Here is a 25,991-nt window from a genome sequence, read left to right on the forward strand (position 1 = left end):
CCCACTCCCCCGCCGCGAGCCGTCGCTCGAGGTCACTGGCGCCCCTCGTGGTCGGGCACGACCAGCGTGTGCTCGTCGACCTCGACGCCCACGTCGCCGAAGCACCGCTGCACGGTATCGAGCGTGAGCGTCTCCTCCACGGGCCCGCACGCCAGTTGCGTGTGGTTGAGGAAGAGCGCCGTGTCGCACGTCTCGCGCGCCAGGTCGAGATCGTGGGTCGAGAGGATCACCGCGATTCCGCGGGACTTCAGGTCGTGCACGGTACGGAGCAGCGCCTCGCGGTTGGGCTGGTCGAGCCCGTTGAACGGCTCGTCGAGCAGCAGCAGTCCCGGCTCCGACGCGAGCGCCCGTGCGAGCAGTCCGCGCTGGCGCTGGCCGCCCGAGAGGTCGCCGAACCGGGTGCCTGCGCGATCCGCGAGGCCGACCGCGTCGAGCGCTGCGGCGACGGCCGCGCGATCGCGCCCGCCGGGCATCCGGAGCCAGCCCATCGAGCGGTACCGCCCCTGCATCACGACCTGCCGGAGCGTGATCGGGAACTCGGGGTCGAGCTCGGCGGTCTGCGGCAGGGAGGCGACGGATGCCGCGAGCTGCATGCGTCCGCTCGTGAACGGAACCAGGCCGAGCACGCCCTTCAGCACGGTCGACTTTCCCGCGCCGTTCGGGCCGATGAGCGCGACCGCCTCACCCGGGGCGACATCGATCGTGACGCCCTGCACCCCGACCGTGCCGCCGTAGGCGAAGGCGGCCCGGTCGAGGCGAAGTACGGGAGCGCTCATGCGCTCATCCTTGCAGGGTCGACGGCACCTCGGTCGGCTCGACGCCCCACGAGGCCACGATGAGTCGCACGTTGTGCACCTGGCTGCCGATGTAGGTCTCGCCGTCGCTGCCCGCGACACCGAGGGAGTCGCCGTACAGCGCGTCCTCGCCCGAGTAGACCTCGACGCCCGCCTCGCGCGCGATCGTCTCGGCAGCGTCGGGAGCGATCGACTGCTCGGAGAAGACGGCCTGCACGCCCGTGTCCTCGATCGCGTGGATCAGCTCGTCGAGCTCGGCGGCGCTCGGCTCGGCGTTGTCGTCGAAGCCCGGGATGACGCTGCCGACGTACGTGATGTCGTAGGCGTCGACGAAGTAGGTGAACGCGTCGTGGTTGGTCACGAGCAGGCGCTCGTCGGCGGGCACGGCGTCGACGTTCTCGTGGATCCACGCGTCGAGCGCGTCGAGCTCGGCCAGGTAGTCGGCCTCGGCCGTCTCGAGGGCACCGGCGTCGATGCCGTCGACGTCGGCCAGGCCCGCCGCGATGTTCTCGACCATCTGCGCGGCACGTGCCGGGTCGGTCCAGATGTGCGGGTTGCCCTCCTCGTGGGCGTGCTCGTCCTCCGAGTGCTCGTCCTCGGCGTGGTCGTCCTCCGAGTGCTCGTCCTCGGAGTGCTCCTCCTCCGAGTGCTCCTCCTCGGCGTGGTCGTCCTCCGAGTGCTCGTCCTCGGAGTGCTCCTCTTCGGCGTGCTCGTCGGCGTGGTCGTCGCCGCCCTCGAGCAGCTCGACGCCGGTGCTCGCGTCGATCACGACGCCATCGAAGCCCGAGGCGTCGATCGCGTCGTCGAGCCACGCCTCGAGGCCGGCGCCGTTGATCACGAGCGCGTCCGCGTTCGTCAGCGCGAGCAGCTGGGCCGCCGACGGGTCGAAGTCGTGCGCGCTCTGGTTCGCGCTGACCAGCGCCGTGAGTGCGACCTGCTCCCCCGCGAGCTCGCGGGTGAAGTCGGCGACCTGGGTGGTCGTCGCGACCACGTTCGGGCCGTCGCTCCCGCCGGCGGTGCCGGTGGCCGAGCAGCCGGTGAGGACGAGGGCGCCCGCTGCGAGCGCGGCGAAGGAGATGGGCGTGACGGATCGCATGACAGTGAGCGTAGGCTTATTGATAATGATTGTCAAAATCATGCGTGCGTGCCGATCCGGGCATGCATGTCCGTTCCGTCGACGAGGAGTGACACATTGTGGAACGTTCTGGCGTGTCGCCGTCGAGGCGTGCGAGAGTGAATGACGTGGATACGACGACGACCACTCCGCTGACGTTGCATCCGTTCACCGTTTCCGAGGCGCGTCGCGTGCTGGCCGGAGACCGGGCACCGGGCGAGGGGTGGGAAGGCGGGTACGCCTTCGCCGACGAGATCGACCTCGTCCGCACGTTCCTCGAGATCGTCGAGACCGAGGGCGACCCCGCCCCGTTCGGGCCCTACCTGCTGCGCCGCAACGGCTCCGGCGCCGCGATCGGCGCGGTCATCTTCTACGGTCCGCCCGACGCGACCGGCACGGTCGAATTCGCGTTCGCACTCGTCCCCGCCGTCCGCGGGCAGGGCCTGGCGGTCGAGGCCGTGCAGCTCGCGCTCGGCGTCGCCGCAGCGAACGGAGCGGCCCGCGCACGCGCCGACGCGGAGGCCGCCAACGTGCCCGCCACCCGCGCGATGCGCGCCGCCGGCATGCACGAGATCGCGCGCGACGCGACCATGCGCCGCTACGAACGTCACCTCCCGACCACGGGCCAGCTCCAGGCGATCGTGATCGACCGCCCCGGCACGGAGCCGGCCGCCGGGCACCCCGAGCGACCCGCCGAGTAGGGGAGCTGCACGGAGCCGCGGCTACTCGAGCAGCAGCGCGGGCTCCTCGATGATCGCCGCCACATCGGCGAGGAACCGCGAGGCCACGTCGCCGTCGACGACGCGGTGGTCGAACGACGCGCCGATCGTGGTCACGAACCGCGGTCGCACCTCGCCGTCGACGACCCACGGCTTCTGCTTGATCGTTCCGAGGGCGACGATGGCGACCTCGCCCGGGTTGAGGATCGGCGTGCCGGTGTCCATGCCGAACACCCCGATGTTCGTGATGGTGATGGTGCCGCCCTGCATCTCGGCGGGCTGCGTCTTGCCCTCGCGCGCGGTGAGCGTGAGCTGCTCGAGCGCGGTCGCGAGCTCCACCATGCTCATGCCCTGCGCCTCCTTGACGTTCGGCACGATGAGCCCGCGAGGGGTCGCCGCAGCCACGCCCAGGTTCACGTAGTGCTTGACCACGATCTCCTGGTCGGTCCACTGGGCGTTCACCGTCGGGTTGCGCCGCACCGCCCAGATCATCGCCTTGGCCATGATCAGCATCGGCGAGACCTTGACGCCCGCGAAGTCGGGCGAGGCCTTCAGGCGCTTCACGTACTCCATGGTGCGGGTCGCGTCGACGTCGACGAACACGCTCACATGCGGCGCGGAGTATGCACTCTCCACCATCGCCGCGGCGATCGCCTTTCGCACGCCCTTGACGGGCACGCGGTACTCGCGGTCCGACGGCGTCTCAGGCGTCTGGATGTTGCGGAAGACGCTGGCCTGCGACGCCTCGCGGATCACGTCGTCGCGCGTGATCTCGCCGACGGGGCCGGTCGCGGTGACCCGGTTGAGGTCGACCCCGAGGTCCTTCGCGAGCTTGCGGATCGGCGGCTTCGCGATCACCGGCACGTCGGAGTCGGCGCGCGCGCCGGCGACCTTGGTCGGCGATCCGCCCGCGGGTGCGGGGGCCGGTTCGGCGAATCGCTCGTGCGCGACCGGGGGAGCGGGGTGGCGCTTGCGGCGGCTCGACGCGAGGCCCGAGCTGCCGTGGCCGACGAGCACGGCACCGGATGCCTCGGGCTCGGGCTCCGACGCGACGGTCGACGCCGTGTCCGCGGCGACCTGGGCCGCCTCCGACGGGGCGGGCGACTCGGTCGCGGAATCCATGCCGCTCGCGGCATCCGTCTGCACCGTCACGATGGGGGTGCCGACGTCGACGGTCTGCCCGACCTCGACCAGCAGCTTGCTCACGACGCCCTCGGTGGGGCTCGGCAGTTCGACGAGCGACTTCGCGGTCTCGATCTCGACGAACACCTGGTCGAGCTCGATGCGGTCGCCGGGAGCGACCCGCCACGACACGATCTCAGCATCGGTCAGGCCCTCGCCGACGTCGGGGAGGGGGACTGCATCTCGGTCATCGTGCTCCTCGGTACGTGGCGCTCAGTAGGCGAGTGCGCGGTCGACGGCTTCGAGCACGCGGTCGGGGCTCGGCAGGAAGTCCGCCTCGAGGGCGGCGGGCGGGAACGGCGTGTCGAAGCTCGACACGCGCAGCACCGGGGCCTCGAGCGAGTAGAAGCAGCGCTCCGCGATGGTCGCCGCGACCTCGGAGCCGAGGCTCGTGAAGCCCTGCGCCTCCTGCGCGACCACGAGCCGGCCGGTGCGCTGCACCGAGTCGACGAGCGGACCGTAGTCGATGGGGGAGAGGGAGCGCAGGTCGACGACCTCGAGGCTCCGGCCCTCCTGTTCGGCGATGTCGGCGGCCTGCAGCAGCGTGGCGACCATGGCGCCGTGGCCGACCACCGTGATGTCGGTGCCGCGACGCATGACCCGCGAGGCATGCAGGTCGATGCCAGCGTGGTCGAGGTCGACCGGGCCCTTCGGCCAGTAGCGGCTCTTGGGCTCGAAGAAGATCACGGGGTCGTTCGAGGCGATGGCCTCCTGGATCATCCAGTACGCATCGTGCGGCGACGACGGGCTGACCACCCGCAGGCCCGGCGTATGCGTGAAGTACGCCTCCGGGCTCTCCTGGTGGTGCTCGATCGAGCCGATGTGGCCGCCGTAGGGGATGCGGATGACGATGGGCATCGGCATGCGGCCGTCGTGCCGCAGGTTCTGGCGGCCGAGCTGTGTCGTGATCTGGTCGAAGGCGGGGAAGACGAACCCGTCGAACTGGATCTCGAGCACCGGGCGGTAGCCGCGCATCGCGAGGCCGATCGCCGTGCCGACGATGCCCGACTCGGCCAGCGGCGAGTCGATCACGCGGTCGCCGCCGAACTCGGCGTGCAAACCCTCGGTCACGCGGAAGACCCCGCCGAGCGGCCCGATGTCCTCGCCCATGAGGAGCACCTTGGGGTCGTCAGCGAGCGCCTTGCGGAGCCCGGCGTTGATCGCCTTGCCCATCGGCATCGACTGCACGCCGAGCAGTTCGGGCGCGGCGGACGCCTCGTCGAGCGCGGTCGGGGCGTCGGACGACGGCGCCGGGGAGGCATCCGCTCGCCCCTCGCCGGAGTTGCTCCTCGGGGGAGCGGGCGGCGCGACCACGGGGGGCACCTCGTCGACGCGGTCCTGGAGCTCGCTGGTCATGCGGCACCTCCCTCGAAGCCGGCCTCGTAGCGCTCGAGCCAGTCGGCCTGCTGGGCCATGAGCGGATGCGGTTCGGCGTACACGTGCTCGAAGATCGCCGGGCGGGACGGCGCCTGCAGTTCGAGCGTGCGACGGCGCACGTCGGCGGCGAAGTCGTCGGCGTCGGACTCGGCCTGCTGGAAGAACTCCGCCGATGCGCCGCGGCCCTCGAGCCAGGTGCGGTAGCGCGAGATCGGGTCGCGCGCGATCCACGACTCGAGCTCGCCCTCGGGGCGGTACTTCGTCGGGTCGTCGGCGGTCGTGTGCGCGCCCATCCGGTAGGTGAGCGCCTCGATGAGGCTCGGGCCCTCGCCGCCGCGCGCCTGCTCCATCGCGGTGCGCGTGACGGCGTAACTCGCGAGCACGTCGTTGCCGTCGATGCGGATGCCCGGCATGCCGAAGCCGTGCCCGCGGCGCGACAGCGGAACGCGCGACTGGCGCTCCACCGGCACCGAGATGGCCCAGTGGTTGTTCTGGATGAAGAAGACCTCGGGCGTCTCGAAGCTCGAGGCGAACACGAGCGCCTCGTTCGCGTCGCCCTGCGACGACGAGCCGTCGCCGAAGTAGACGAGCACCGCGGTGTCGGTCTCGGGGTCGCCGGTGCCGACGAGCCGGTCGAACCGCAGGCCCATCGCGTAGCCGGTGGCGTGCAGCGTCTGCGACGCGAGCACGAGCGTGTAGAGGTGGAAGTTGCCGGTCTCGGCCGGGTCCCACCCGCCGAGGGTCGCGCCGCGCAGCAGCGCCATGATGCGCACCGGGTCGAGGCCGCGGATCATGCCGACGACGTGCTCGCGGTAGGCGGGGAAGACGTGGTCCTGCGGGCGGGCGGCGTGCGCCGAGCCGACCTGCGCGGCCTCCTGCCCGTTGCTCGGCACCCAGAGGGCGAGCTGCCCCTGCCGCTGCAGGTTCGCGCCCACCACGTCGACGCGGCGCGAGCGCACCATGTCACGGTAGAACGTCTCGAGCGTCGCATCATCGAGGCCCTCGACGAGCGCGAGATACGGCTCCGCCTCGGCGCTCGGAGCGATCACGCCGTCGGGCGTGAGGATCTGCACCATGGGCGCACTGGGGTCGGTGTCGCGGGCTGCCACCGTTCCACGCTACCCGCTAGGTGGAGGGCCCTTCTTGTGGCATCCCGACAAGCTCATCGAGAACCGCTAGGAGCTTGTCGACACTCTCCTCCTCGCCCACGGAGACGCGGATGCCCTCCGGCGGGAACGCCCGCGTGACGAGTCCGGCGTCGAACAGGCGCTCCGCGACGGCCGCGGTGCGTTCACCCGTCGGCAGCCAGACGAAGTTGCCCTGGGCGACCGGCACGTCCCATCCCTGGGCCCGGAGCGCGGCTCGCAGCGCGTCCCGGCGCACCGCGATGTGCCGCACCCGCTCGAGCAGCGCGTCCTCGGCTGCGAGCGAGGCGAGCGCGCCGGCGACCGACTGGCCCGTGACCGAGAGCGGAATGGCCGTCGACCGTGCGGCGTCGAGCACGGATGCCCCGCCGAGGGCGTAGCCGACGCGCAGGCCGGCGAGCCCGTACGCCTTGGAGAAGGTGCGGAGCACGACGAGGTTCGGGTGGCGGTCGAGCAGCGGGAGCCCGTCGACCGCGTCCGGGTCGGTCACGAACTCGGCGTACGCCTCGTCGAGCACGACGAGCAGGTCGCTCGGCACCGCCGCCATCAGCCGCTCGAACTCCGCGGCGGTGACGATGGTGCCGGTGGGGTTGTTGGGGGAGCAGACGATGAGCATGCGCGTGGCATCCGTCACTGCATCGATGAGCGCGTCGATGTCGTGGCCCGCGTCGGGCCGGTTCGGCACCGCGCGGCTCGTCGCGCCCGCGACGGTCACGAGCCCCGGGTACGCCTCGAACGAGCGCCACGAGTAGACGACCTCGTCGCCCGGCCCGCTGGTCGCGAGGATCAGCTGGCTGAGCAGCGCGACGGAACCCGCGCCGATGTGCACCTCGTCGACGGTGCGGTCGAACCGTGCGGCGAGCGCCTCGCGCAGTGCGAGGGCCGTGGCATCCGGGTAGCGGTTGAACTCGGCTGCGGCCGTGACGGCCCCGACCACGCCGGGCAGCGGATCGAACGGGTTCTCGTTGCTCGACAGCTTGTAGCCGGCCGCCGGCGCCGGGCGACCCTGGCGGTAGGCGGGGAGCGCGGCGATCTCGGGGCGGAGCCGTACGGGTGCGGCGGGAGGTGGGGCGTCGCTCACGGCAACCACCGTACCCCGCGCGTGTCGCGCGCGACGACGCGCCTGTCAACAGGCCCGCCACGACGGGTGCGGCGGTGCCATAGTGGGGGAATGCGCTTCCTGCTGAAGATCATCGTCAACGCGGTCGCCCTGTGGCTCACCACCCTCATCGTGGCGGGCGTGAGCGTCGAACCCTACGAGGACACGACGATCGGCTGGGTGCTCACCTACCTGCTGGTCGCGCTCATCTTCGGCCTCGTGAACGGCATCATCGGCACGGTGCTGCACATCATCGCGTTCCCGTTGTACGTGCTGACGCTCGGGTTGCTCGCGTTGATCGTGAACGGCCTGCTGTTCCTCCTCGTCGGATGGATCAGCGGCCTGATGGGCTTCGGCCTCGTGGTCGACGGGTTCTGGTGGGGCGTGCTGGGCGCGATCGTGGTCGCGATCATCGCCTGGATCCTCGGGCTCATCCTCCGGCCGGTCACGCGGGACTGACAGCGAGCGGATGCCGCGCGGGCGGCGTCCGCACTCACTCGCGCGTCGCGCGCCAGAGCGTCGACTCCGGCGGCTCCCGGCCGACGTACGCGTCCATCCACCCGGTGAACTCGGCGAGCCGCGGGTCGCGGTCGACGTCGACGAGCGCCGCCGTGCGGCGGTAGGCGTCGAGGTCGTGCGCGGGCAGCGCCCCCGGGGCGTGCTCGGCGCCGTCGTCGGGGTCGAAGGCGTCGCGTGAGACGGTGACCCGGTTCGGCTCGTCGCGCTGCGGGCCGCCGAGCGCCGGCACGAGGTCGTCGTCGTGCTCGAGCGAGAGCACCCGCACGTCGTCGGGCAGGTCGACCTGCCCGATCGGCCCGCCCAGGCTCACGACCGCCGGCACGACGAGGTCGCCGGACGCCGCGAGCCGGGCCGCCACGATGCCGCCCTGCGAGTAGCCGACGGGCACGACCGGGTCGCCCGGCCGTGCGCCGGACTGCGCGAGCGCCTCGCGCACGGCGCGCTCGCTCGCCGACTCGCGCTCGGCCACGGCGTGCAGGTTCGACGTCATGTCGAACGGCTCGTCGCCCGGCACGAACCCGGCGTCGACCGTGCCGCCGATGTACACGACCCAGCGCGGGTCGGCCTCGGTGCCGAACCGCTCGACCCGGATGCGCGCGCCGTCGGCGTCGGCGGGGATGCGGTCGGCGAGCCCCGCGACGCCCACCGGGGCGGTGGGGGCCAGCGGGCCCTCGAGCGGCTCGCCGATGCGCGGGTCGGGCGCGCGACCGCCGGCGACGACGCCACCCGTCGGCGGCACGCGATCGACCCGCACCGGCGTCTCGACCAGTGCGCCGGTGCCGAACCCGCGGGTGAGGGCCGCGATCGTGAGCAGCACGGCCACCGACGAGGCCGCGCCGGCCTCGACCACCGGCACGCCGCCCGCGGCACCGATCGCGAACTCGTCGACCGAGGCGACCGCGGCGCGCACGAACTCCACGAACCGGGGGTCGGAGATCCACTCGGGGTGCCGGCCGATCGCCGCCACCAACTCGTGCAACGGCGCCGTCGGGTCGAGCCCGAGGCCCGCCGCCAGCCCCGCGACCACGGCGATGGTCGGGGCGTGCAGCGCGGCCACGACGGCGGCATGGGGGAGCGCCCGCCCGAGCGTCCAGGCAGCGAGGCGGGTGCCGGCCTCCCAGCTCGCCCGCACCTGCCGCTCGGCGATTCCGTACTGCTCGGCGGCCTCGACGAGCGACGTCCGGAGCTCCGCCACCTCGAGCACCGCCGCAGCGAGGAGCCGCTCGGCCTCGACGAGCGCCCAGCCGGCGCCGGCGTCGACGAGGGGCGACATCCACGCGTCGTCGAGCGCCCGCAGCCGACCGGCCTCGACGACCCACTCGTCGAGCACGCGCTCGGCGTGGCCGAGCAGCGCCGCGTCGGCCAGCAGGTCGCCCGTCGAGACCGCGATCGTGCCCCCGCCCGACACGGCGATGCCGGTCACGGCCACGACCCCGTCGCCGCTGCACCCACGCCGAACGCGGCGAGCACGTCGGCGCCGCCGCCCGTGCCGGTCGACGCGGCGATCGCGCGTGCCCGGTCCTCGGCGATGCGCGCGGCGAGCGCACCCGCCGCATCCGCCCCATCCTCGAGCACCGCGCGCACCGCGTTCAGCGACTGGAGGAGGCCCACCAACCGCTCGTCGTACCGGTTGCGCGCCTCGGACGCCCAGCACGCGGCGCCCGGCACGGGCAGCACGGACGACGCCGCGGCCACCCGCGCGGCGAGCGCGACGAGACCCGCCTGCTGCGCCTGCAGGTCCGCGATGCGCCGGCTCGCGGCATCCGATTCGCTCGTCATGCGACGACGATCGCGGTCGTTCGCCGCTGCGGAGACCGGGCCACCGGGAATCCCTCCCCACTTCACCCGAACCGGCGATGTGGAGGAGCCGAATCCGCGCCAGAATGGGAGCCATGTTGCGTTCGGAGCCGGGCAACCCACCGCGCTTCCGCATCTGCTTCGTCTGCACCGGCAACATCTGCCGGTCGCCCATGGCCGAAGTCGTGCTGAAGAGCCTCGCGGATCGGGCGGGACTCGGCGACCGCCTCGACATCGACTCGGCCGCGACCGGCGACTGGCACGTCGGCGAGCAGGCCGACCTGCGCACCATCGCCGCCCTCGAGCGGCACGGCTACGACGGCTCGCAGCACCGCGCGCAGCAGTTCGACGCGACCCGCTTCGGCGAACTCGACCTCGTGGTCGCGTTCGACCGGTCGCAGGCGCGCATCCTGCGCAACTGGGCGCCCACCGAGCGCGACCACGCGAAGGTGCGCATGATGCTGAGCTTCGACCCCGAGCTGGCGCCGCTGCAGGACGTGCCCGACCCCTACTACTCCGACGATGCGATGTTCGACCGGGTTCTTGGGATGATAGAGCGGTCGTCGCTGGCCCTGTTCCGCCAGCTCGCTCCAGCACTCAGACAGGGAACCCGATGAGCAACCTCCCCCGCAGCCCCTCAGCCCGCTCGACGGCCGGTACCGGCCGGCGGTCGTCGAACTGGGGGAGCACCTCTCCGAGGCGGGGCTCAACCGGGCGCGCGTGCACGTCGAGGTCGAGTGGCTGATCGCCCAGACCGACCGCGGATTCTTCGGGGCATCCGCCCTCACCGACGACCAGAAGGCCGCGTTGCGGGCCGTCGTCACCGACTTCGGGCAGGCCGACATCGACGAGCTCGCCGAGCTCGAGGCCACCACCCGCCACGACGTGAAGGCCGTCGAGTACTACGTGCGCCGCCGCCTCTCGTCGCTCGGGCTCGACGCGATCGCCGAGCTCACGCACTTCGCCTGCACGAGCGAGGACATCAACAACCTCTCCTATGCGGTCACCGTGCGCGATGCGGTGGCGGATGCCTGGCTGCCGAAGTTCGACGCGGTCATCGACGCGCTGGCCGACCTCGCCCGCGCCCACCGCGACGACGCGATGCTCTCGCGCACGCACGGCCAGCCGGCGACCCCGTCGACCATGGGCAAGGAGCTCGCGGTGTTCGTGCACCGGCTCCGCCGCATCCGCTCGCAGGTGATCGACACCGAGTACCTGGGCAAGTTCTCGGGCGCGACCGGCACGTTCGCGGCGCACCTTGTCGCGGCACCGGATGCCTCGTGGCCGGACATCTCGCGCGAGTTCGTCGAGTCGCTCGGGCTGACCTGGAACCCGCTCACCACGCAGATCGAGTCGCACGACTGGCAGGCCGAGCTCTACGCCCGCATCTCGCACGCGAACCGGGTGCTGCACAACCTCGCGACCGACATCTGGACCTACATCTCGCTCGGCTACTTCCGGCAGATCCCGCAGGCGGGCGCAACCGGGTCGTCGACGATGCCCCACAAGATCAACCCGATCCGCTTCGAGAACGCCGAGGCGAACCTCGAGCTGTCGTCCGCCGTGCTCGACTCGCTCGCCGCGACCCTCGTCACGTCGCGCCTGCAGCGCGACCTCACCGACTCGTCGGCGCAGCGCAACATCGGGCTCGGGCTCGGGCACTCGATGCTCGCGCTCGACAACATCCGCCGCGGGCTCGGCGAGATCGACCTCGACCGGGACGCGCTCGCGGCCGACCTCGACGCGAACTGGGAGATCCTCGGCGAGGCGATCCAGACCGTGGTGCGGGCCGAGGTCGTCGCCGGGCGCTCGTCGATCAGCGACCCCTACGCGATGCTCAAGGAGCTCACGCGCGGGCGCCGCGTCGGCGCGGCCGAGCTGGCCGAGTTCGTCTCGGGCCTCGACATCGGCGACGACGCGAAGCAGCGCCTGCTCGCGCTGACGCCCGGCGGCTACACGGGCCTCGCGGGCGACCTCGTCGACTTCATCTGACGCGGGCGCCGTCGCCGGCGGCCCTGCCTAGTGGGCGGGGGCTCGGCGCCGGGCTCGGGGCCCTCGTCGCGCGGGTCGATCGCCTCGTCGTCCTTGAACGTGAGGGCGAACATCGCCAGCACGACCAGCACGACGATGAACACGATGCCGGCCGAGATGCCGGCGAACTGCAGGTCGCGCGTGGTCATGAGCACGATCACGCCGACGAAGATCGCGGCGAGCGCCGAGCCGCCGACCAGCTCGACCGGGCGCAGCAGGTCGCGCCTGCTGGGCTTCGGGGTCGGCTGCTCGTCGTCGGGTCCGGTGGTGCTCATTCGTCGTCCTTCAGGGCTTCGGGGGAGGCGTCGGCCGCGGCGGGGGAGACGTCGCGCTCGAGCGCGGCCCAGCGCATCGAGAAGGCGGCGATGCCGAGGAACACGCCGATCATGGCGAGGTACGCGCCGAACAGGCCGACGGCGACGACCGGGTTGTCGGGCGGCAGCAGCACGAACACGACGGCGAGCACCGCGGTGAACGCGCCGACGGCGACACGGTCGCGCGACGCGGGGTGCGTGCCGCGCGTGCGCTGCCCGGCGAAGAGCTCGATGAAGCCGGTCACGGCGGCCCACACGCTGATCACGTAGTAGAGCATCGGCAGCACGGCGGGCACGGTCAGGGCGAGCACGCCCGACGCGGCGGTGACGACGGATGCCACGGTCAGCAGCGTGCGCGTCGAGCGATCGGTCTCGAGCCGGAGCTGCAGCGCGCCGACGACGAGGCCGGTCGCGAGCGCCCACGCGCCGAAGACGAGCAGTCCGAAGGTCGTGGAGTGGTCCTGCGAGAACGTGATGACCACGGCCGCAGCGAGCGCGAGGCCCGACCGGACGAGGGGTGCGATCCACGAGCGGTCCGCGCCGCGCGCGTCCCCGGCGGCATCCGTCACTCGCGTGCTCCGTCCCTGTTGCTTCCCGACCGCTCGAGTCTACCGGCGGCCGCACCCCGGTCCTGACGATCCGCTGGGTGCGCGGGGTTTCCGGCACGTGCCGCTCGCAGCGGCCCGCGCTGCAACCCGGGCCGCTGTCGCCGGCACGTGCCCGTCGTTTCGGCACGCCGAGTTCGACGTGCCGAAACGAGCTGTGCGTGCCGAACCGAGCGGCACGTGCCGGAACGGTGGTGGGGTGGGGGTGGGTGGGCGGGGGCGGGCGGATGCCTCGGGTCAGCGCCCGCGGTTGCGACGACGCGCCTTGCGCGGCGCGCGACCGCCGAGGAACGAGGCGCCGGAGTCGACGAGGAACCCCTGGCGCAGTGCCTCGCGGCCCACGAGCATCCGGAACCCCATCTGGTCGCGGTTGGTCAGGGTGACCTCGGCGTGCATGGTGTGGTCCATGAGCACGAGTTCCATGAGCACCACGACGCGCTCGTCGACGTGGCCCGATGAGCTGCGCACGGCGCGTCGGTCGTGCACGGGCAGCTCGACGATCACGGCGTCGGCGTCGGACTCCTGCCAGGGGTGCACGCCGAAGCGCACGTGGTCGATTCCGTCGCGCGAGAACTCCTCGACGTCGAACGCATGCAGGGCCGAGGTGCGCGCCCCGGTGTCGAGCTTCGCCTTCATCCATGCCACGTCGATGTCGGGCAGCGCAACCCATTCGCGCCATCCCGCGATGGTGATTGAATGAGGTGGTTCGCCCATCGCCCTATCCTCTCAGGTGCTCCCCATGAAGCTGGCCATCCTGTCGCGCGCCCCTCACTCGTACTCCACCCAGCGGCTGCGCGCAGCGGCCCAGCAGCGTGGGCACACGGTGAAGGTGCTGAACACGCTGCGGTTCGCGATCGACCTGTCGGGCGACGAGCCCGACCTGCAGTTCCGCGGCAAGCGCCTGAGCGACTACGACGCGATCCTGCCGCGCATCGGCAACTCGATCACGTACTTCGGCACGGCCGTCGTGCGCCAGTTCGAGCAGATGGACGTGTACACGCCGAACACCGCGAACGGCATCACGAACTCTCGCGACAAGCTGCGCGCGAGCCAGATCCTGTCGCGCCACGGCATCGGCATGCCGGCGACGACGTTCGTGCGCAACCGCGCCGACGTGCGACCGGCGATCGAGCGGGTCGGCGGCGCCCCGGTCGTGATCAAGCTGCTCGAGGGCACGCAGGGCATCGGCGTCATCCTCGCCCCCGAGGTGAAGGTCGCCGAGGCGATCATCGAGACCCTGCACTCGACGAAGCAGAACGTGCTGATCCAGCGCTTCGCGGCCGAGAGCCGTGGGCGCGACATCCGTGCGCTGGTCGTCGGCGACCGCGTGGTGGCGGCGATGCGGCGCATCGCGTCGGGCGACGAGTTCCGCTCGAACGTGCACCGCGGCGGCACGGTCGAGCCGGTCGAGCTCGACCCCGAGTACGAGCAGGCGGCGGTGCGCTCGGCGCAGATCATGGGCCTCCGCGTCGCGGGCGTCGACATGCTCGAGGGCAACGAGGGCCCGCTCGTCATGGAGGTCAACTCGTCGCCCGGCCTCGAGGGCGTGGAGACCGCCACGAAGCTCGACGTCGCCGGCGCGATCATCGACCACATGGCGAACCAGGTGGCGTTCCCCGAGATCGACGTGCGCCAGCGTCTCACGGTCTCGACGGGCTACGGCGTGGCCGAGCTGGTCGTGCACACCGGCGCCGACATCGTCGGGTCGAAGCTCGGCGAATCGGGTCTCTCGGAGCGCGACATCACGGTGCTCACCCTGCACCGCGGCTCGAACGTCGTGCCGAACCCGCGCCGCAGCACCGAGCTCGAGGCGGGCGACCGGCTGCTCTGCTTCGGCAAGCTCGAGGAGATGCGCTCGATGATCCCCGAGCGTCGCCGTCGTCGCACCAAGGTGCGCAAGCTCCCGAAGCAGCCGATCCCCGAGAGCTAGGGGCGAGCGGATGCCCCGGGGGCTTGCCCGACGGCTACAGCGCCTTCACCGCCGCGAGCAGCTCGGTGAGCGACGCCTTCGCGTCGCCGAAGAGCAGCGTGGTCTTCGGATCGAACAACAGCTCGTTCTCGATGCCCGCGAAGCCGGGGCGCATCGATCGCTTGAGGAACACGACTTGCTTCGCGTCGCCGACCTCGAGGATGGGCATGCCGTGGATCGGCGAGCCGGGCGTCGTCTTCGCCGCGGGGTTCACGACGTCGTTCGCGCCGACGACGAGCGCCACGTCGGTGGTGCGGAACCCGGGGTTCGCGCGGTCCATCTCGACGAGCGACTCGTAGGGCACGTCGGCCTCGGCGAGCAGCACGTTCATGTGCCCGGGCATGCGGCCGGCGACCGGGTGGATGGCGTAGCTGACCTCGATGCCCCGTTCCTCGAGCGCGCCCTGGAGCTCGGCGATGGTGTGCTGCCCCTGCGCGACGGCGAGCCCGTAGCCGGGCACGAGCACGACCTTCTGCGCGTACCCGAGCAGCACGGCGATGTCGGCGGCGGTCGACGAGCGCACGGGCCGGTCGGATGCCACGGTGGACCCCGCCGTCGACCCGCCGCGGAACGCGCCGAACAGGATGCCCTGCACGCTGCGCCCCATCGCCGCGGCCATCGCCCGGGTGAGGATCGTGCCCGACGCGCCGACGAGCGTGCCCGCGACCACGAGCAGCACGTTGCCGAGCACGAGGCCCGACGCGGCGACCGCGAGGCCCGTGAAGGCGTTCAGCAGCGAGATGACGATCGGCACGTCGGCGCCGCCGACGGGCAGCACCAGCAGGATGCCCGAGGCCAGGCCGATCACGGCGAGCGCGATGGCCGCCCAGGCCGGCCCGGCGACGACGAGCACGGCACCCGCGGCGAGTGCCGCCGCGGCCACCACGACCGTCAGCACCGCGAGGCCCGGGAAGACGACCGGGCGCGTGGTCATGAGCTCCTGCAGCTTGGCGAAGGTGAGCATCGAGCCCGCGAACGAGACGGCGCCGATGAAGAGCGTGAACGCGATCGCGAGGCGCACCCACGCGTCACCGGCGTGCGGCAGTTCGAGCAGCGCGACGAGTGCGGCCGCGCCGCCGCCGACGCCGTTGAACATGGCGACGAGCTGCGGCATCTGCGTCATCTGCACGCGGCGCGCGACCGGGGCCGCGATGGCGGAGCCGACGGCGATCGCCGCGAGGATCCACGGGATGTTGTCGAGCTTCGACGACAGGAACACCGTGACCACGGCGAGGAACGCACCGGCCGAACCGATGAGGGTGCCGCGGCGGGCGGTCTTGGGCGAGCTGAGGCCCTTGAGCGCCAGGATGAAGCAGACGGCGCTCACGAGGTAGAGCACCGCGGTCCAGGTGGGGTCGAGGAGGATCATCGCTCGCCCTCCTCGCCGGCGGCCGGGGGATCCGCCGGCGCCTTCCTGCGACCGCGGAACATCTCGAGCATGCGGTCGGTCACGACGAAGCCGCCGACGAGGTTGGCCGTGGCGAGCACGACCGCGATGAGCGCGACGACCAGGGTCGCCGTGTCCTCGGCCTGGCCGGCGACGATGATGGCGCCGATCAGGATGATGCCGTGGATCGCGTTCGCACCCGACATGAGGGGCGTGTGCAGCGTGCTCGTGACCTTCGAGACCACCTCGAACCCGACGAACACCGCGAGCACGGTGATCGTGAGCAGTGCGACGCCGTCCATCAGCGGCCTCCTCGGTGTCGGCGGTGCCGGGTGAAGCGGATGCCTCCGGGTGAGCCGGTCCCGCCGCGGCGAGCGCCTCGGCGGTCGGCGCGTGCCGCACCTCGCCCGCGTGGGTGAGGCACGACCCGGCGACGACCTCGTCGTCGAAGTCCGGCGCGAGGTTGCCCTCGGCGACCAGCAGGGCGAGCAGGTTGGCGACGTTCGCCGCGTACAGGCGCGAGGCGTCGTACGGCATGGCCGACGCGGCATCCGTCAGCCCCACCACCGTGACCGTGCCGTCGCCGGCAGCGGTCGGCACGGCGGTGTCGGCGCCGGGCACCGTGCCCTCGACGTTGCCGCCCGACTCGGCCGCGAGGTCGATCACGACCGACCGGGCCTGCATCGCGGCGACCATCTCGGCGGTCACGAGTCGCGGCGCCGGGCGACCGGGCACCGCGGCGGTGGTGATGAGCACGTCGGCGTCGGCCACGTGCGGGGCGAGCAGGCGCCGCTGCAGCTCGGCACGGTCCTCGCCGAGCTCGCGCGCGTAGCCGCCCGCCGCCGCGCCCTCGACGTCGAGCGAGATGAACGTGCCGCCCATCGACGCGACCTCGTCGGCCGACGACGGACGGATGTCGTTCGCCGAGACGCGCGCCCCGAGCCGCTTCGCGGTGCCGATCGCCTGCAGGCCCGCTACGCCCGCGCCGAGCACCAGCACGCGCGCGGGCGGCACGGTGCCCGCGGCCGTCATGTAGAGCGGGAAGAAGCGGGGCAGGCGCATCGCCGCCTCGAGCACCGACCGGTAGCCGGCGACGAGCGCCTGGCTGGTCAGCGCGTCCATCGACTGGGCGCGCGAGATGCGCGGGATGAGCTCGAGCGCGAACGACGTGACGCCCGCGTCGCGGAGCGCGGCGACCGTGGGCTGCTCCGCGGCGGGGGAGGCGAACCCGATGGTCACGGTGCCGGGTCGCAGCGCGGCGGCGAACGCGGGGTCGAGCGGGCGCACGTGTGCGAGCACGTCGAACCCCGAGGCATCCGTCGACGGCTCGAGACGCGCACCGGCCTCGGCATAGGCCGCATCGGGGTAGCCCGCCTGCGCGCCGGCACCGGCCTCGACGACGACCTCGAGCCCCAGCCCCACGAGTCGGCGCACGGTCTCCGGCGTGGCCGCGACGCGCTTCTCACCGGGCATCCGCTCCCGCAGCACGCCCACGGTCACCATGTCGACCCCCGGTGCTCCGGCCTCGCCGCTCGCTGCACGTCGGACTCCTTCCGGGCGTGCGGTCCGGTGCAGACCGATCGGGATGCGCCGCTGCCGCCCGACCTCAGGGTACGGCCCGCCGCCCGCGCCCGGCGCGGTGGGACGCTGGCGTGTGGACGACGGCCGGGTGAAGCATCCGTGACGCCCCTAGCCGTCGGGCGGGAACGGGCGTAGCGTTCGCCCCATGGCGAAGCTCATCGAGAACCTGGCGGAATCGGTGCCCGCGTGGGGCGCCAAGGTGGCATACGGCGAGAAGACGACCGTCGACGGGCAGGAGATCATTCCCGTCGCGCTGGTCGCGTTCGGGTTCGGCGGCGGCGAGGGCTCGGGCTCGATGCCCGAGGGCGGCAGCAACCCGGCCGGCAACGGCGAGGGCAGCGGTGGCGGGGGCGGCGGCTACTCGGTGCCGCTGGGCGCGTACATCGGCGGCCCCGACGGCCTGCAGTTCCGGCCGAACGCGATCGCGATGGCGGTCGCCGCGGTGCCGCTCGTATCGGCGATCGGCGCGGGCATCGCGATGATCGTCGCGGCGTCGAAGGTCCGCATCCCGGGCTGAATCGGCGGGCCCCTACCCTTCGGGCTGAGCGAGCTCGACGAGGTGCGGGATCGCCCGCTCCAGCATGTCCGTCGTCGCGGTGAGCGAGATGCGGAAGTGCCGCGGCTGGTCGAAGAGCGCGCCCGGGAAGACGTAGACGCCGCGCTCGGCGAGCCGGTCGAAGAACGCGTTGCCGTCGCCGCCGGGAGCCCGCCCCCAGAGGTAGAAGGTGCCCTCGGGGCGGGTGATCGCGTACCCGGCGTCCGTGAGGGCGCCGTATGCCCGGTCGCGCCGACGCGTGAGCTCGGCCATGTCGATCGACACGTGCTCGAGCTCCGGCACCGCGCGCTGCATGATCGAGTCGGGCCACCCCCAGCCGATCGCGAGCTGCAGCGAGTCCATCGCCCCGCGCAGCTCGGCCCGCTCGTCGTCGGGCACGAGCGGCGAGATCGCGAGGTAGCCGAGGCGCTGGCCGGGCGCGAGCAGGATCTTGCCGTAGCTGTAGTCGATGAGGGTCCACGGGTAGGAGCCGGCCGGGCTGGCGAACCCGATGCCGTCGAAGCGGATGCGACGGTAGGGCTCGTCCGACAGCAGCCAGATGCGTCGCCCGTGCGCGGCCGACGCCCGGTCGAGCACCTCGGCGAGCGCGTCCCAGGTCTCCTTCGGGTAGACGCGGCCGGTGGGGTTCGCGGGCGAGTTCACCACGACGATGCGGGTGCGCGGCGTGATCGCGCGCGCGATCGCCTCGACGTCGAGGTCGAACGTCTCGGGATCGAGCGGCGCATCGACCGGCACGAGGTCGGTGGCGCGCAGCATGGGCGCGTAGCAGAACCACCCCGGCAGCGGGATGACCACCTCGTCTCCGGCATCGGTCAGCGCGGCGAACGCGAGCTCGATCGCACCGAACGCCCCCTGGGTCATCGCGATGTCGGCCGGCTCGAAGTCGAGCCCGAGTTCGGCGCGCAGCCCCGACGCGACCGCCTCCTGCGCCTCGGGCCGGCTGTTCTGGTAGGCGAACCAGTCGACCGTCTGCGGCTCCACCTGTGCGCGGATCGCGTCGACCAGGCCCGGCAGCGCCATCTCGTGCGGGTTGCCGAATGTGAGGTCGACCACGTCCGGCCGATCGGCGTTCGACATCTCGGTGAAGAACGCGGACATCGCCGCGATGGAGGCGCGCGTGTGCTGCGCGCGATTCGACAGGGCCATGGCGATCGACTCCTTCTCTGATCAGGCTCCCACGTACTCGGCGAGGTGCTCGCCGGTCACCGTGGAGCGCCCGGCGACCAGGTCGGCCGGCGTGCCCTCGAAGACGACCGTGCCGCCGTCGTGGCCGGCGCCCGGCCCGAGGTCGATGATCCAGTCGGCGTGCGCCATGACCGCCTGGTGGTGCTCGATGACGATGACCGACTTGCCGCCGTCGACGAGCCGGTCGAGCAGGCCGAGCAGCTGCTCGACGTCGGCCAGGTGCAGGCCCGTGGTCGGCTCGTCGAGCACGTAGACGTCGCCTGGCTCGCCCATCTGGGTGGCGAGCTTCAGGCGCTGCCGCTCACCACCGGAGAGCGTCGTGAGCGGCTGCCCGAGGCTCAGGTAGCCGAGCCCGACGTCGGCGAGCCGCTCGAGGATGCGGTGGGCGGCGGGGATGCGCGCCTCGCCCTCGGCGAAGTAGGTCAGCGCCTCGTCGACGGGCATCTCGAGCACCTCGCTGATGTCGCGCCCGCCGAGCCGGTACTCGAGCACCGCGGCCTGGAAGCGCCGGCCCTCGCACTCCTCGCACACGGTCTCGACGCCCGCCATCACGCCGAGGTCGGTGTAGATGACGCCCGCGCCCTTGCAGGTAGGGCATGCGCCCTCGGAGTTCGCGCTGAACAGCGCGGGCTTCACGCCGTTGGCCTTCGCGAACGCCTTGCGGATCGGCTCGAGCAGCCCCGTGTAGGTCGCCGGGTTGCTGCGGCGCGACCCGCGGATGGCGGTCTGGTCGATCGACACGACGCCGTCGCGGCCGGCGACCGACCCGTGCACGAGCGAGCTCTTGCCCGACCCCGCCACGCCCGTGAGCACCACCAGCACCCCGAGCGGGATGTCGACGTCGACCGCCCGCAGGTTGTGCTCGTCGGCGCCGCGCACCTCGAGCGCGCCCGTCGCCTCGCGCACCGTCGACTTGACGGATGCCCGGTCGTCGAGGTGGCGCCCGGTGCGCGTGCCGCTGGCCCGGAGCCCCTCGACCGTGCCCTCGTAGACGACCTCGCCGCCCGCCGCGCCGGCGCCGGGGCCCAGGTCGACGACGTGGTCGGCGATCGCGATCGCCTCGGGCTTGTGCTCCACGACGAGCACGGTGTTGCCCTTGTCGCGCAGCCGGACGAGCAGTTCGTTCATGCGGCGGATGTCGTGCGGGTGCAGCCCGATCGTCGGCTCGTCGAACACGTAGGTGATGTCGGTGAGCGACGACCCGAGATGGCGGATCATCTTGGTGCGCTGCGACTCGCCGCCCGAGAGCGTGCCGGTGGGGCGGTCGAGGCTCAGGTACCCGAGCCCGATCTCGACGAACGAGTCGAGGATCTCGCGGAGCGACGCGAGCAGCGGGCCGACCGACGGCTCGTCGAGCCCGCGCACCCACGCGGCGAGGTCGCTGATCTGCATGGCGCACGCGTCAGCGATGCTGACGCCGTCGATCTTCGACGAGCGCGCCGCTTCGCTGAGCCGCGTGCCCGCGCACTCGGGGCAGGTCGTGAAGGTCACCGCCCGGTCGACGAACGCACGGATGTGCGGCTGCATCGACTCGCGGTCCTTCGAGAGGAACGACTTCTGCACGCGGGGGATGAGCCCCTCGTACGTCATGTTGATGTTGCTGAACTTCACCTTGGTGGGTTCCTTGTACAGGAAGTCGTTCAGCTCGCGCTTCGTGTAGTCGCGGATGGGCTTGTCCGGGTCGAGGAACCCCGACTCCGAGTAGAGCCGCACGTTCCAGCCGTCGGCCTTGTAGCCGGGGATCGTGAGCGCGCCCTCGGCGAGGGACTTCGCGTCGTCGTACAGCTCGGCGAGGTCGATGTCGTTGACCTTGCCCATGCCCTCACAGCGGGGGCACATGCCGCCCGTGACGGAGAAGCTGCGACGCTCCTTCGTCGTGACGCCCGCCTTCTCGAAGGTGACGGCTCCGGCGCCCGAGACGGATGCCACGTTGAACGAGAACGCCTGCGGCGAACCGACGTGCGGCTGCCCGAGCCGACTGAACAGGATGCGCAGCATCGCGTTCGCGTCGGTCGCGGTGCCGACGGTCGAGCGGGCGTTCGCCCCCATCCGCTCCTGGTCGACGATGATCGCCGTGGTGAGGCCCTCGAGCACGTCGACGTCGGGCCGCGCGAGCGTCGGCATGAACCCCTGCACGAACGCGCTGTAGGTCTCGTTGATCATGCGCTGCGACTCGGCGGCGATCGTGCCGAACACGAGCGAGCTCTTGCCCGACCCCGAGACGCCAGTGAACACGGTCAGGCGCCGCTTCGGCAGTTCGACGCTCACGTCCTTCAGGTTGTGCTCGCGCGCGCCCTGCACGCGGATGAGGTCGTGGCGGTCGGCAGTGTGCATGCGCCCACGCTAGCCCCCGCATCCGACCCCCGCGAGAGCCGAGACCCGTCGAAAGACTGCGCTCTCAGGCGCGAGAGCGCAGCTTTCTGACGGGTCTCGGGGTTCTCGGGCCGCGCGGGCCTCGCTATGCTGTGCGCGTCGGAAGGCTCGAGCTCTGGGGGAGCGATGACCTCGACCGAAGGACGGCCCCGCTCCGCACGACTGGTGATCGCCGTCGCCCTCGTCGGCTTCTGCGGGGCATGGAACGCGGGCAACGTCGGCCCGGTGGCATCCGAGCTCTCGAACGACTTCGACGTCTCGCTCGCGGCGGTCGGCGTGCTGTCGGGCACGCTGTTCCTCGGTTCCATGATCGTGGGCCTGCTCTTCGCCGCGCGCATCGGCGAGCGGGTCGGGGTGACGCGCGGCATCCAGATCGGCTGCTGGGCGATCGCCGCCGGCAACCTGATCTTCGCGCTCACTCCGATCTTCGCCGGGCTCGCCGTCGGTCGCGTCCTGCCCGGCCTCGGCTTCGCCGTCGTGAACACGCTCGGCGCGGTCTGGGCGCGCCAAGTAGGCGGCGCGCGCATCCTCGGGGTGTTCGGCGGCGCCATCCAGCTGGGCATCGCCGGCGCGCTGCTGCTCGGCAGCGGGCTGAGCGACCTCGGCATCGACTGGCGCATCGGCTTCGTCGTCGCGTCGCTGCTCGCCGTCGCGGGAGCCCTGACCGTGCCCGGCCGGCACGGCGGCCGCGTCGCACGGCCCCCGCGCGTGAAGGGCTTCCTCGGCACGGCCGTGCGGCACGTCCGCGTCTACCGACTCGCCCTGCTGTTCACCGCGCTCTTCGGCGTTCCGCTCATCCTCGGCTCGTGGCTGATCGAGTACCTGACGCGCGACGGCGACGTGCGCGCGGCGATCGCCGGTGCCATCTCGTTCCTGCTGTTCGGGCTCTCGGCGACGCTGCGGGTCGTCGGCGGCGCGCTCCTGCAACGCCGCGTGCACCACGCCTGGCTCACCGGCGCGCTGCTGCTGGCCGCGGTCGGCCTCGGCGCGATCGCGTTCGACCCGACGACCGCCGTCGCGTTCGGCGGCGTGGTGCTGCTCGGCACCGGCGTCGGCATCCCCTACGCCGCCGCGCTCTCCGAGGCGGAGGACCTCTTCCCCGACGCGCCGAGCGAGCCGCTCGCGCTGCTCACCCTCGTGTCGCTCGTGCTCCCCGTGATCGTCATCCCGATCGTCGGCCAGTCGCTCGAAGACGGCAACGGGCGGTTCGCGTTCGTCGCGCTCGCGGTCTTCCTCGTGCTGGCCTCGGTGGCGAACCTCAAGCGCGCCGGCATCGCCCTGCCGGTGAAGAGCCGGTGAGCGGATGCCTCGGAGTCGGCGCTACGCCGCGAGCAGCGCCGCGAGGCGCTCGAGCTGCACCGAGTCGGCCTTCGCGATCGACGACCGGATGGTCGGGCCGAGCGGACGCATGGCGCCCTTCGTGACCACGTCCGCGACGAGCGTGACATCCGTCTCGCCCTCGCCCGCCGCCACCAGGGTGTACGTGTAGTCGGCGACGACGCCGGGCGCCTCGCTGTGCAGCACGAGCCGCGCGCCGGGCTCGAGCACGGCGATCGTCGACGTGCGGTCGCGGCCGTGGGCGGTGAAGCGCAGGGTGGTGCCGACCGCGGTCGGCCCGTCGGGCACGAGCGCGTCGATGCCGGGCATCCACTCGTGCGCCCGCGACCAGTCGGTGAGCACCGTCCAGACGGCGTCGGGCGCCAAGCTGATGCGGTGCGTCGTCTCGAATGCGGTGACCATGGGTCCTCCTCCGGTTCGAACCCGACGCTAGTATCGGCGGCGCACGCCCGTATTGGACGAAACGCGCGAGGTGACCATGCGCTACGTGCGACGCGACCCGGCCAGTGCGCTGCGCCCGCTGGTGCGCTCGCTGTGGTGGCTGCGCGGCGAGCCCGGGTACCCCGAGGAGCGCGTGTTCCCGATGCCGCACCCGCACCTCATCGTGAACCTGTCGGAGTCGTACGGCGTGCACGATCCGGCGTCGAGCGCCTCGGCCCGGGTGATCGACGGCGCGTTCGCCTCGGGCCCGAGAAGCGGATGCCTCGCCAGCACGCTTCCGCGCGAGCTCTGGAACCTCGGGGCGGAGCTCCGCGCCGATGCGCTCGGGGCATGGGGAGTGGATGCCGTCGAGGCATCCGCCCTGCTGCTGCTCGACGAGCCGGCGTTCACGCAGCTGGTCGACCTCGCGCGCGCGAGCGACCCCGATGACGCCCTCGACGCCCTCGAACGCCTGCTCGCCGAGCGACTCGACGCCTCGTGGCGGCCCGACCCGGTCGTGATGCGCGCGCTCGACGCGCTCGTGGCCGAGCCGGCCCTCGACGTCGCCACGCTGATCGCGCGCAGCGGCGTCTCGCGCGATCGGTTCGTGCGGCGGTTCCGGCACGCGGTGGGCATCGCCCCGAAGCGGTACCGCGACCTGCTGCGATTCCATTCCCTCGTCGACGCGGTCGCGCAGGCCCTCGAGGCCGACCCCGACTGGAGCGCACTCGCCGCCGAGCACGGCTTCGCCGACCAGTCGCACCTCATCCGCGTGTTCCGCCGCGCCACCGGGTTCACCCCGCGCCGGTACCACCGCATCGTGCGCGAGTACGGGCCCGAGGCGGCGCGATTCGTGCCCATCGCGGCATCCGCCTGACCGGCGGCGCTCCGGCCCAGCCCTGATGCGCGCGGGCGTCCAGCCGCTACCGTGGCGGCATGGCCCCTCGTTCGCGAGGTCCACGCCTCGCAGCGATCGCCGCGGCGATCGTCCTGACCGGGATCGCACTCGCCGGATGCGCCGATCCCGTGGTCACCGACGTCTTCGAGACCGACACCGCGTCGCCGAGCGCGACCGCGCAGCCGACGGAGACGCCGCTCGAGACGGACGACGCCGGCGTCACGATCGCACTGCCGGGGCTGCCCGTCGGCGGGGACGGCATCGCCACCGACGCCGGCGGCGCCTGGTGCGTGTCGCTCTTCTGGAACGACACCCTCCCCGAGGGCGTGTCGCTCATGGTCGACGAGGTCGTGGTCGATCCCGAGACTCCGGCGACGGTGGTGGCCGGCGGATGCGGCGAGCTCGACGCCTGCCTCGACGCGACGATCGCGCAGCCGGGCGACGGGTGTGCCGTGGTGTTCACCCCCGATCACCCGGCCGCCGAGGTGCTGCGGTTCCGACTCGACGGCACGCTCGCGTGCGACGACCAGGCAGCGTGCGACGCTGCCGGGGTGGTGCCCGACGAGGAGTGGAACGAGGTCGAACGCCCGGAGGGCACGAGCGGGAGCGACGGGTGACCGAGGCGAGCGAGCGGGCAGGGTCAGTGGCGACGGATGCCTCCCCACCGATGCTGCAGCGCATCTGGAGCGTGGTCGGCAACGTCATCGCGCCCGCGACCCTCATCGGCGCCGTGCTGTTCTACTTCGGCTACGTGTCGTCACGCGCGCAGTTCCGCTACTTCGGCGTCGACGTCGACGTGCTCGGCTTCAGCACGCAGGAGTTCATCATGCGCAGCCCGCAGCCGCTGCTCGTGCCGATGCTCGCCCTGCTGCTGCTCTCGGCCCTGCTCGCCGCGGTGCACGTGCTGCTGCGCCGCCGGTTCGCCGGCCGCGACGACCCGCGCCTGCGCACCGCGATCCGCTCACTCCGGATCGTCGGCATCGCGCTCCTGGTCGCCGCGGTGCTGCTGCTCGCGGCGTATCCGCTGATCGGCGGCTGGCCGTACTACCCGCTGGCCACGCCGCTCGTGCTGGGCGTCGGCGCGGGACTGCTCGGCTATGCGGTGGCGTGGGACCAGCGGCATCCGCTCGCCCCGAAGACTGCACCGACGGATGCCCCCGAAGCCACCCCGACCGCCCCGCGACCGCGCGGCCGGGCCGTCGTGGTGCTGCTCGGCGCCGTGGTCGTCGTGACCGTGTTCTGGGCGACCGCGACGCTCGCCGAGTGGTCGGGTCGCGGCCAGGCCAAGGCGCTCGCGCGCGACCTCGGCAGCCTGCCCGCGATCGTGCTCGACCTCGGCGAACCGCTCGCCCCGGGCGACCCGGTCGTGCGCGAGGAGGCGCTGCCCGCGGGCGAGGGCGACGCGTACCGCTACCGGTACCGTGGCCTGCGGCTGCTCGTGGTGGGGGAGGACCGGCTGTTCCTCGTGCCCGCCGAGTGGACGCCCAGCGGATCGACCTACGTCGTGCCGTTCGACGACTCGGCGCGCGTGCGGTTCCGCTTCGTCAACGATCCGCCGTGACCCGCCGGGGCCGGCACGCGCGCCGAG

At 72.4% G+C, this 25,991-nt stretch carries 26 protein-coding genes and 1 pseudogene; 10 read left to right on the forward strand and 17 right to left on the reverse strand.

Annotated elements, in window-relative coordinates; translation table 11 throughout:
• Positions 1-32: 32 nt before the first annotated feature.
• Entirely contained in the window at positions 33-776 is a 744-nt protein-coding gene (locus QUE38_RS07485; protein WP_286311250.1) for a metal ABC transporter ATP-binding protein, read from the reverse strand.
• A gap of 4 nt (positions 777-780) precedes the next feature.
• Entirely contained in the window at positions 781-1,890 is a 1,110-nt protein-coding gene (locus tag QUE38_RS07490) for a metal ABC transporter substrate-binding protein (RefSeq protein WP_286311251.1), read from the reverse strand.
• Between the two features lie 146 nt (positions 1,891-2,036).
• Here QUE38_RS07490 and QUE38_RS07495 point away from each other — a divergent pair, with 146 nt between their 5' ends.
• On the forward strand, positions 2,037-2,609 hold the full coding sequence (locus QUE38_RS07495) for a GNAT family N-acetyltransferase (RefSeq protein WP_286311253.1): 573 nt from the start codon (positions 2,037-2,039) through the stop codon (positions 2,607-2,609).
• A 21-nt stretch (positions 2,610-2,630) separates the two neighbouring features.
• On the opposite strand, the gene QUE38_RS07500 is transcribed toward QUE38_RS07495, so the two are convergent.
• From QUE38_RS07500 to QUE38_RS07515, 4 genes are all read right to left on the reverse strand, one after another.
• Positions 2,631-3,941, reverse strand: coding sequence for a dihydrolipoamide acetyltransferase family protein (locus QUE38_RS07500; RefSeq protein ID WP_286311255.1), 1,311 nt, complete (start codon positions 3,939-3,941; stop codon positions 2,631-2,633).
• Positions 3,942-4,022: 81 nt separating this feature from the next.
• Positions 4,023-4,988, reverse strand: a complete 966-nt coding sequence (locus tag QUE38_RS07505) for an alpha-ketoacid dehydrogenase subunit beta (RefSeq protein WP_286311707.1) — start codon at positions 4,986-4,988, stop codon at positions 4,023-4,025.
• A gap of 173 nt (positions 4,989-5,161) precedes the next feature.
• A complete protein-coding gene (locus QUE38_RS07510) occupies positions 5,162-6,262 on the reverse strand; it encodes a thiamine pyrophosphate-dependent dehydrogenase E1 component subunit alpha (protein WP_286311708.1) in 1,101 nt (366 codons plus the stop codon).
• 49 nt (positions 6,263-6,311) lie between these two features.
• Positions 6,312-7,412, reverse strand: coding sequence for a histidinol-phosphate transaminase (locus QUE38_RS07515; protein WP_286311257.1), 1,101 nt, complete (start codon positions 7,410-7,412; stop codon positions 6,312-6,314).
• A gap of 90 nt (positions 7,413-7,502) precedes the next feature.
• Here QUE38_RS07515 and QUE38_RS07520 point away from each other — a divergent pair, with 90 nt between their 5' ends.
• Positions 7,503-7,889, forward strand: coding sequence for a phage holin family protein (locus QUE38_RS07520; protein WP_286311259.1), 387 nt, complete (start codon positions 7,503-7,505; stop codon positions 7,887-7,889).
• A 34-nt stretch (positions 7,890-7,923) separates the two neighbouring features.
• On the opposite strand, the gene QUE38_RS07525 is transcribed toward QUE38_RS07520, so the two are convergent.
• Together QUE38_RS07525 and QUE38_RS07530 are read right to left on the reverse strand one after the other, a co-directional pair.
• Positions 7,924-9,378: an alpha/beta hydrolase family protein gene (locus QUE38_RS07525; RefSeq protein WP_286311261.1), complete on the reverse strand. Its 1,455-nt coding sequence runs from the start codon at positions 9,376-9,378 to the stop codon at positions 7,924-7,926.
• Positions 9,369-9,728 (reverse strand): hypothetical protein, encoded by a 360-nt coding sequence (locus QUE38_RS07530; protein ID WP_286311263.1) that lies wholly within the window; start codon positions 9,726-9,728, stop codon positions 9,369-9,371. The genes QUE38_RS07525 and QUE38_RS07530 overlap by 10 nt, the downstream gene beginning before the upstream one ends.
• 104 nt (positions 9,729-9,832) lie before the next feature.
• Between QUE38_RS07530 and QUE38_RS07535 the strand changes: the two genes are divergently transcribed.
• A complete protein-coding gene (locus tag QUE38_RS07535) occupies positions 9,833-10,363 on the forward strand; it encodes a low molecular weight protein-tyrosine-phosphatase (protein WP_286311265.1) in 531 nt (176 codons plus the stop codon).
• Between the two features lie 61 nt (positions 10,364-10,424).
• Positions 10,425-11,738, forward strand: coding sequence for an adenylosuccinate lyase (gene purB / locus QUE38_RS07540; protein WP_286311710.1), 1,314 nt, complete (start codon positions 10,425-10,427; stop codon positions 11,736-11,738).
• Here purB and QUE38_RS07545 read toward each other — a convergent pair.
• The 3 genes from QUE38_RS07545 to QUE38_RS07555 form a co-directional block, all read right to left on the reverse strand.
• A complete protein-coding gene (locus QUE38_RS07545; protein WP_286311267.1) occupies positions 11,699-12,052 on the reverse strand; it encodes a hypothetical protein in 354 nt (117 codons plus the stop codon). The genes purB and QUE38_RS07545 overlap by 40 nt on opposite strands.
• On the reverse strand, positions 12,049-12,660 hold the full coding sequence (locus tag QUE38_RS07550; RefSeq protein ID WP_286311269.1) for an HdeD family acid-resistance protein: 612 nt from the start codon (positions 12,658-12,660) through the stop codon (positions 12,049-12,051). The genes QUE38_RS07545 and QUE38_RS07550 overlap by 4 nt, the downstream gene beginning before the upstream one ends.
• A 273-nt stretch (positions 12,661-12,933) precedes the next feature.
• Positions 12,934-13,410 carry an ATP-dependent zinc protease family protein gene (locus tag QUE38_RS07555; protein ID WP_286311271.1) on the reverse strand — a complete coding sequence of 159 codons (477 nt, stop codon included), beginning with the start codon at positions 13,408-13,410 and terminating at the stop codon, positions 12,934-12,936.
• 25 nt (positions 13,411-13,435) lie between these two features.
• Here QUE38_RS07555 and QUE38_RS07560 point away from each other — a divergent pair, with 25 nt between their 5' ends.
• The gene (locus tag QUE38_RS07560) at positions 13,436-14,626 is read left to right on the forward strand and encodes a RimK family alpha-L-glutamate ligase (RefSeq protein WP_286311273.1); all 1,191 of its coding nucleotides are present in this window, start codon (positions 13,436-13,438) and stop codon (positions 14,624-14,626) included.
• A gap of 34 nt (positions 14,627-14,660) precedes the next feature.
• Here QUE38_RS07560 and QUE38_RS07565 read toward each other — a convergent pair whose 3' ends face one another.
• The 3 genes and pseudogenes from QUE38_RS07565 to QUE38_RS07575 form a co-directional block, all read right to left on the reverse strand.
• The gene (locus QUE38_RS07565) at positions 14,661-16,034 is read right to left on the reverse strand and encodes an NAD(P)(+) transhydrogenase (Re/Si-specific) subunit beta (protein ID WP_286311712.1); all 1,374 of its coding nucleotides are present in this window, start codon (positions 16,032-16,034) and stop codon (positions 14,661-14,663) included.
• Positions 16,031-16,354 (reverse strand): NAD(P) transhydrogenase subunit alpha part 2, encoded by a 324-nt coding sequence (locus QUE38_RS07570; RefSeq protein WP_286311714.1) that lies wholly within the window; start codon positions 16,352-16,354, stop codon positions 16,031-16,033. Before QUE38_RS07570 ends, QUE38_RS07565 begins: the two co-directional genes overlap by 4 nt.
• A 37-nt stretch (positions 16,355-16,391) precedes the next feature.
• Positions 16,392-17,555, reverse strand: a pseudogene (locus QUE38_RS07575) (Re/Si-specific NAD(P)(+) transhydrogenase subunit alpha); the annotation flags it as partial.
• 223 nt (positions 17,556-17,778) lie between these two features.
• Here QUE38_RS07575 and QUE38_RS07580 point away from each other — a divergent pair.
• Positions 17,779-18,150, forward strand: a complete 372-nt coding sequence (locus QUE38_RS07580; protein ID WP_286311274.1) for a hypothetical protein — start codon at positions 17,779-17,781, stop codon at positions 18,148-18,150.
• Between the two features lie 12 nt (positions 18,151-18,162).
• Here the strand turns inward: QUE38_RS07580 and QUE38_RS07585 are convergent, their stop codons facing one another.
• The gene (locus QUE38_RS07585; RefSeq protein WP_286311277.1) at positions 18,163-19,335 is read right to left on the reverse strand and encodes an aminotransferase class I/II-fold pyridoxal phosphate-dependent enzyme; all 1,173 of its coding nucleotides are present in this window, start codon (positions 19,333-19,335) and stop codon (positions 18,163-18,165) included.
• Positions 19,336-19,356: 21 nt separating this feature from the next.
• Positions 19,357-21,708, reverse strand: coding sequence for an excinuclease ABC subunit UvrA (locus tag QUE38_RS07590; RefSeq protein WP_286311278.1), 2,352 nt, complete (start codon positions 21,706-21,708; stop codon positions 19,357-19,359).
• 165 nt (positions 21,709-21,873) lie between these two features.
• On the opposite strand from QUE38_RS07590, the gene QUE38_RS07595 reads away from it, so the two are divergent.
• The gene (locus QUE38_RS07595) at positions 21,874-23,046 is read left to right on the forward strand and encodes an MFS transporter (RefSeq protein WP_286311282.1); all 1,173 of its coding nucleotides are present in this window, start codon (positions 21,874-21,876) and stop codon (positions 23,044-23,046) included.
• 21 nt (positions 23,047-23,067) lie between these two features.
• Here QUE38_RS07595 and QUE38_RS07600 read toward each other — a convergent pair whose 3' ends face one another.
• Entirely contained in the window at positions 23,068-23,487 is a 420-nt protein-coding gene (locus QUE38_RS07600) for an SRPBCC family protein (RefSeq protein ID WP_286311284.1), read from the reverse strand.
• A 76-nt stretch (positions 23,488-23,563) separates the two neighbouring features.
• Here QUE38_RS07600 and QUE38_RS07605 point away from each other — a divergent pair, with 76 nt between their 5' ends.
• The 3 genes from QUE38_RS07605 to QUE38_RS07615 are packed head-to-tail and all read left to right on the forward strand — an operon-like array spanning position 23,564 to position 25,964.
• The gene (locus QUE38_RS07605) at positions 23,564-24,382 is read left to right on the forward strand and encodes a helix-turn-helix domain-containing protein (RefSeq protein WP_286311716.1); all 819 of its coding nucleotides are present in this window, start codon (positions 23,564-23,566) and stop codon (positions 24,380-24,382) included.
• Positions 24,383-24,441: 59 nt separating this feature from the next.
• A complete protein-coding gene (locus tag QUE38_RS07610; RefSeq protein ID WP_286311285.1) occupies positions 24,442-25,020 on the forward strand; it encodes a hypothetical protein in 579 nt (192 codons plus the stop codon).
• Complete coding sequence (locus QUE38_RS07615; RefSeq protein WP_286311287.1) at positions 25,017-25,964, forward strand: hypothetical protein; 948 nt, start codon at positions 25,017-25,019, stop codon at positions 25,962-25,964. The genes QUE38_RS07610 and QUE38_RS07615 overlap by 4 nt, the downstream gene beginning before the upstream one ends.
• Positions 25,965-25,991 lie beyond the last annotated feature (27 nt).

This window comes from Agromyces mangrovi (genome assembly GCF_030296695.1).
GTDB lineage: Bacteria > Actinomycetota > Actinomycetes > Actinomycetales > Microbacteriaceae > Agromyces > Agromyces mangrovi.

Coding starts and splice junctions, on each gene's coding strand:
- QUE38_RS07600 (WP_286311284.1), bottom strand. CDS start 23,487: ATGGTCACCGCATTCGAGACGACGCACCGCATCAGCTTGGCGCCCGAC.
- QUE38_RS07565 (WP_286311712.1), bottom strand. CDS start 16,034: ATGATCCTCCTCGACCCCACCTGGACCGCGGTGCTCTACCTCGTGAGC.
- QUE38_RS07520 (WP_286311259.1), top strand. CDS start 7,503: ATGCGCTTCCTGCTGAAGATCATCGTCAACGCGGTCGCCCTGTGGCTC.
- QUE38_RS07545 (WP_286311267.1), bottom strand. CDS start 12,052: ATGAGCACCACCGGACCCGACGACGAGCAGCCGACCCCGAAGCCCAGC.
- QUE38_RS07535 (WP_286311265.1), top strand. CDS start 9,833: ATGGGAGCCATGTTGCGTTCGGAGCCGGGCAACCCACCGCGCTTCCGC.
- QUE38_RS07530 (WP_286311263.1), bottom strand. CDS start 9,728: ATGACGAGCGAATCGGATGCCGCGAGCCGGCGCATCGCGGACCTGCAG.
- QUE38_RS07610 (WP_286311285.1), top strand. CDS start 24,442: ATGGCCCCTCGTTCGCGAGGTCCACGCCTCGCAGCGATCGCCGCGGCG.
- QUE38_RS07490 (WP_286311251.1), bottom strand. CDS start 1,890: ATGCGATCCGTCACGCCCATCTCCTTCGCCGCGCTCGCAGCGGGCGCC.
- QUE38_RS07605 (WP_286311716.1), top strand. CDS start 23,564: ATGCGCTACGTGCGACGCGACCCGGCCAGTGCGCTGCGCCCGCTGGTG.
- QUE38_RS07580 (WP_286311274.1), top strand. CDS start 17,779: ATGGCGAAGCTCATCGAGAACCTGGCGGAATCGGTGCCCGCGTGGGGC.
- QUE38_RS07505 (WP_286311707.1), bottom strand. CDS start 4,988: ATGCCGATGGGCAAGGCGATCAACGCCGGGCTCCGCAAGGCGCTCGCT.
- QUE38_RS07510 (WP_286311708.1), bottom strand. CDS start 6,262: ATGGTGCAGATCCTCACGCCCGACGGCGTGATCGCTCCGAGCGCCGAG.
- QUE38_RS07560 (WP_286311273.1), top strand. CDS start 13,436: ATGAAGCTGGCCATCCTGTCGCGCGCCCCTCACTCGTACTCCACCCAG.
- QUE38_RS07555 (WP_286311271.1), bottom strand. CDS start 13,410: ATGGGCGAACCACCTCATTCAATCACCATCGCGGGATGGCGCGAATGG.
- QUE38_RS07485 (WP_286311250.1), bottom strand. CDS start 776: ATGAGCGCTCCCGTACTTCGCCTCGACCGGGCCGCCTTCGCCTACGGC.
- QUE38_RS07595 (WP_286311282.1), top strand. CDS start 21,874: ATGACCTCGACCGAAGGACGGCCCCGCTCCGCACGACTGGTGATCGCC.
- QUE38_RS07585 (WP_286311277.1), bottom strand. CDS start 19,335: ATGGCCCTGTCGAATCGCGCGCAGCACACGCGCGCCTCCATCGCGGCG.
- QUE38_RS07590 (WP_286311278.1), bottom strand. CDS start 21,708: ATGCACACTGCCGACCGCCACGACCTCATCCGCGTGCAGGGCGCGCGC.
- QUE38_RS07570 (WP_286311714.1), bottom strand. CDS start 16,354: ATGGACGGCGTCGCACTGCTCACGATCACCGTGCTCGCGGTGTTCGTC.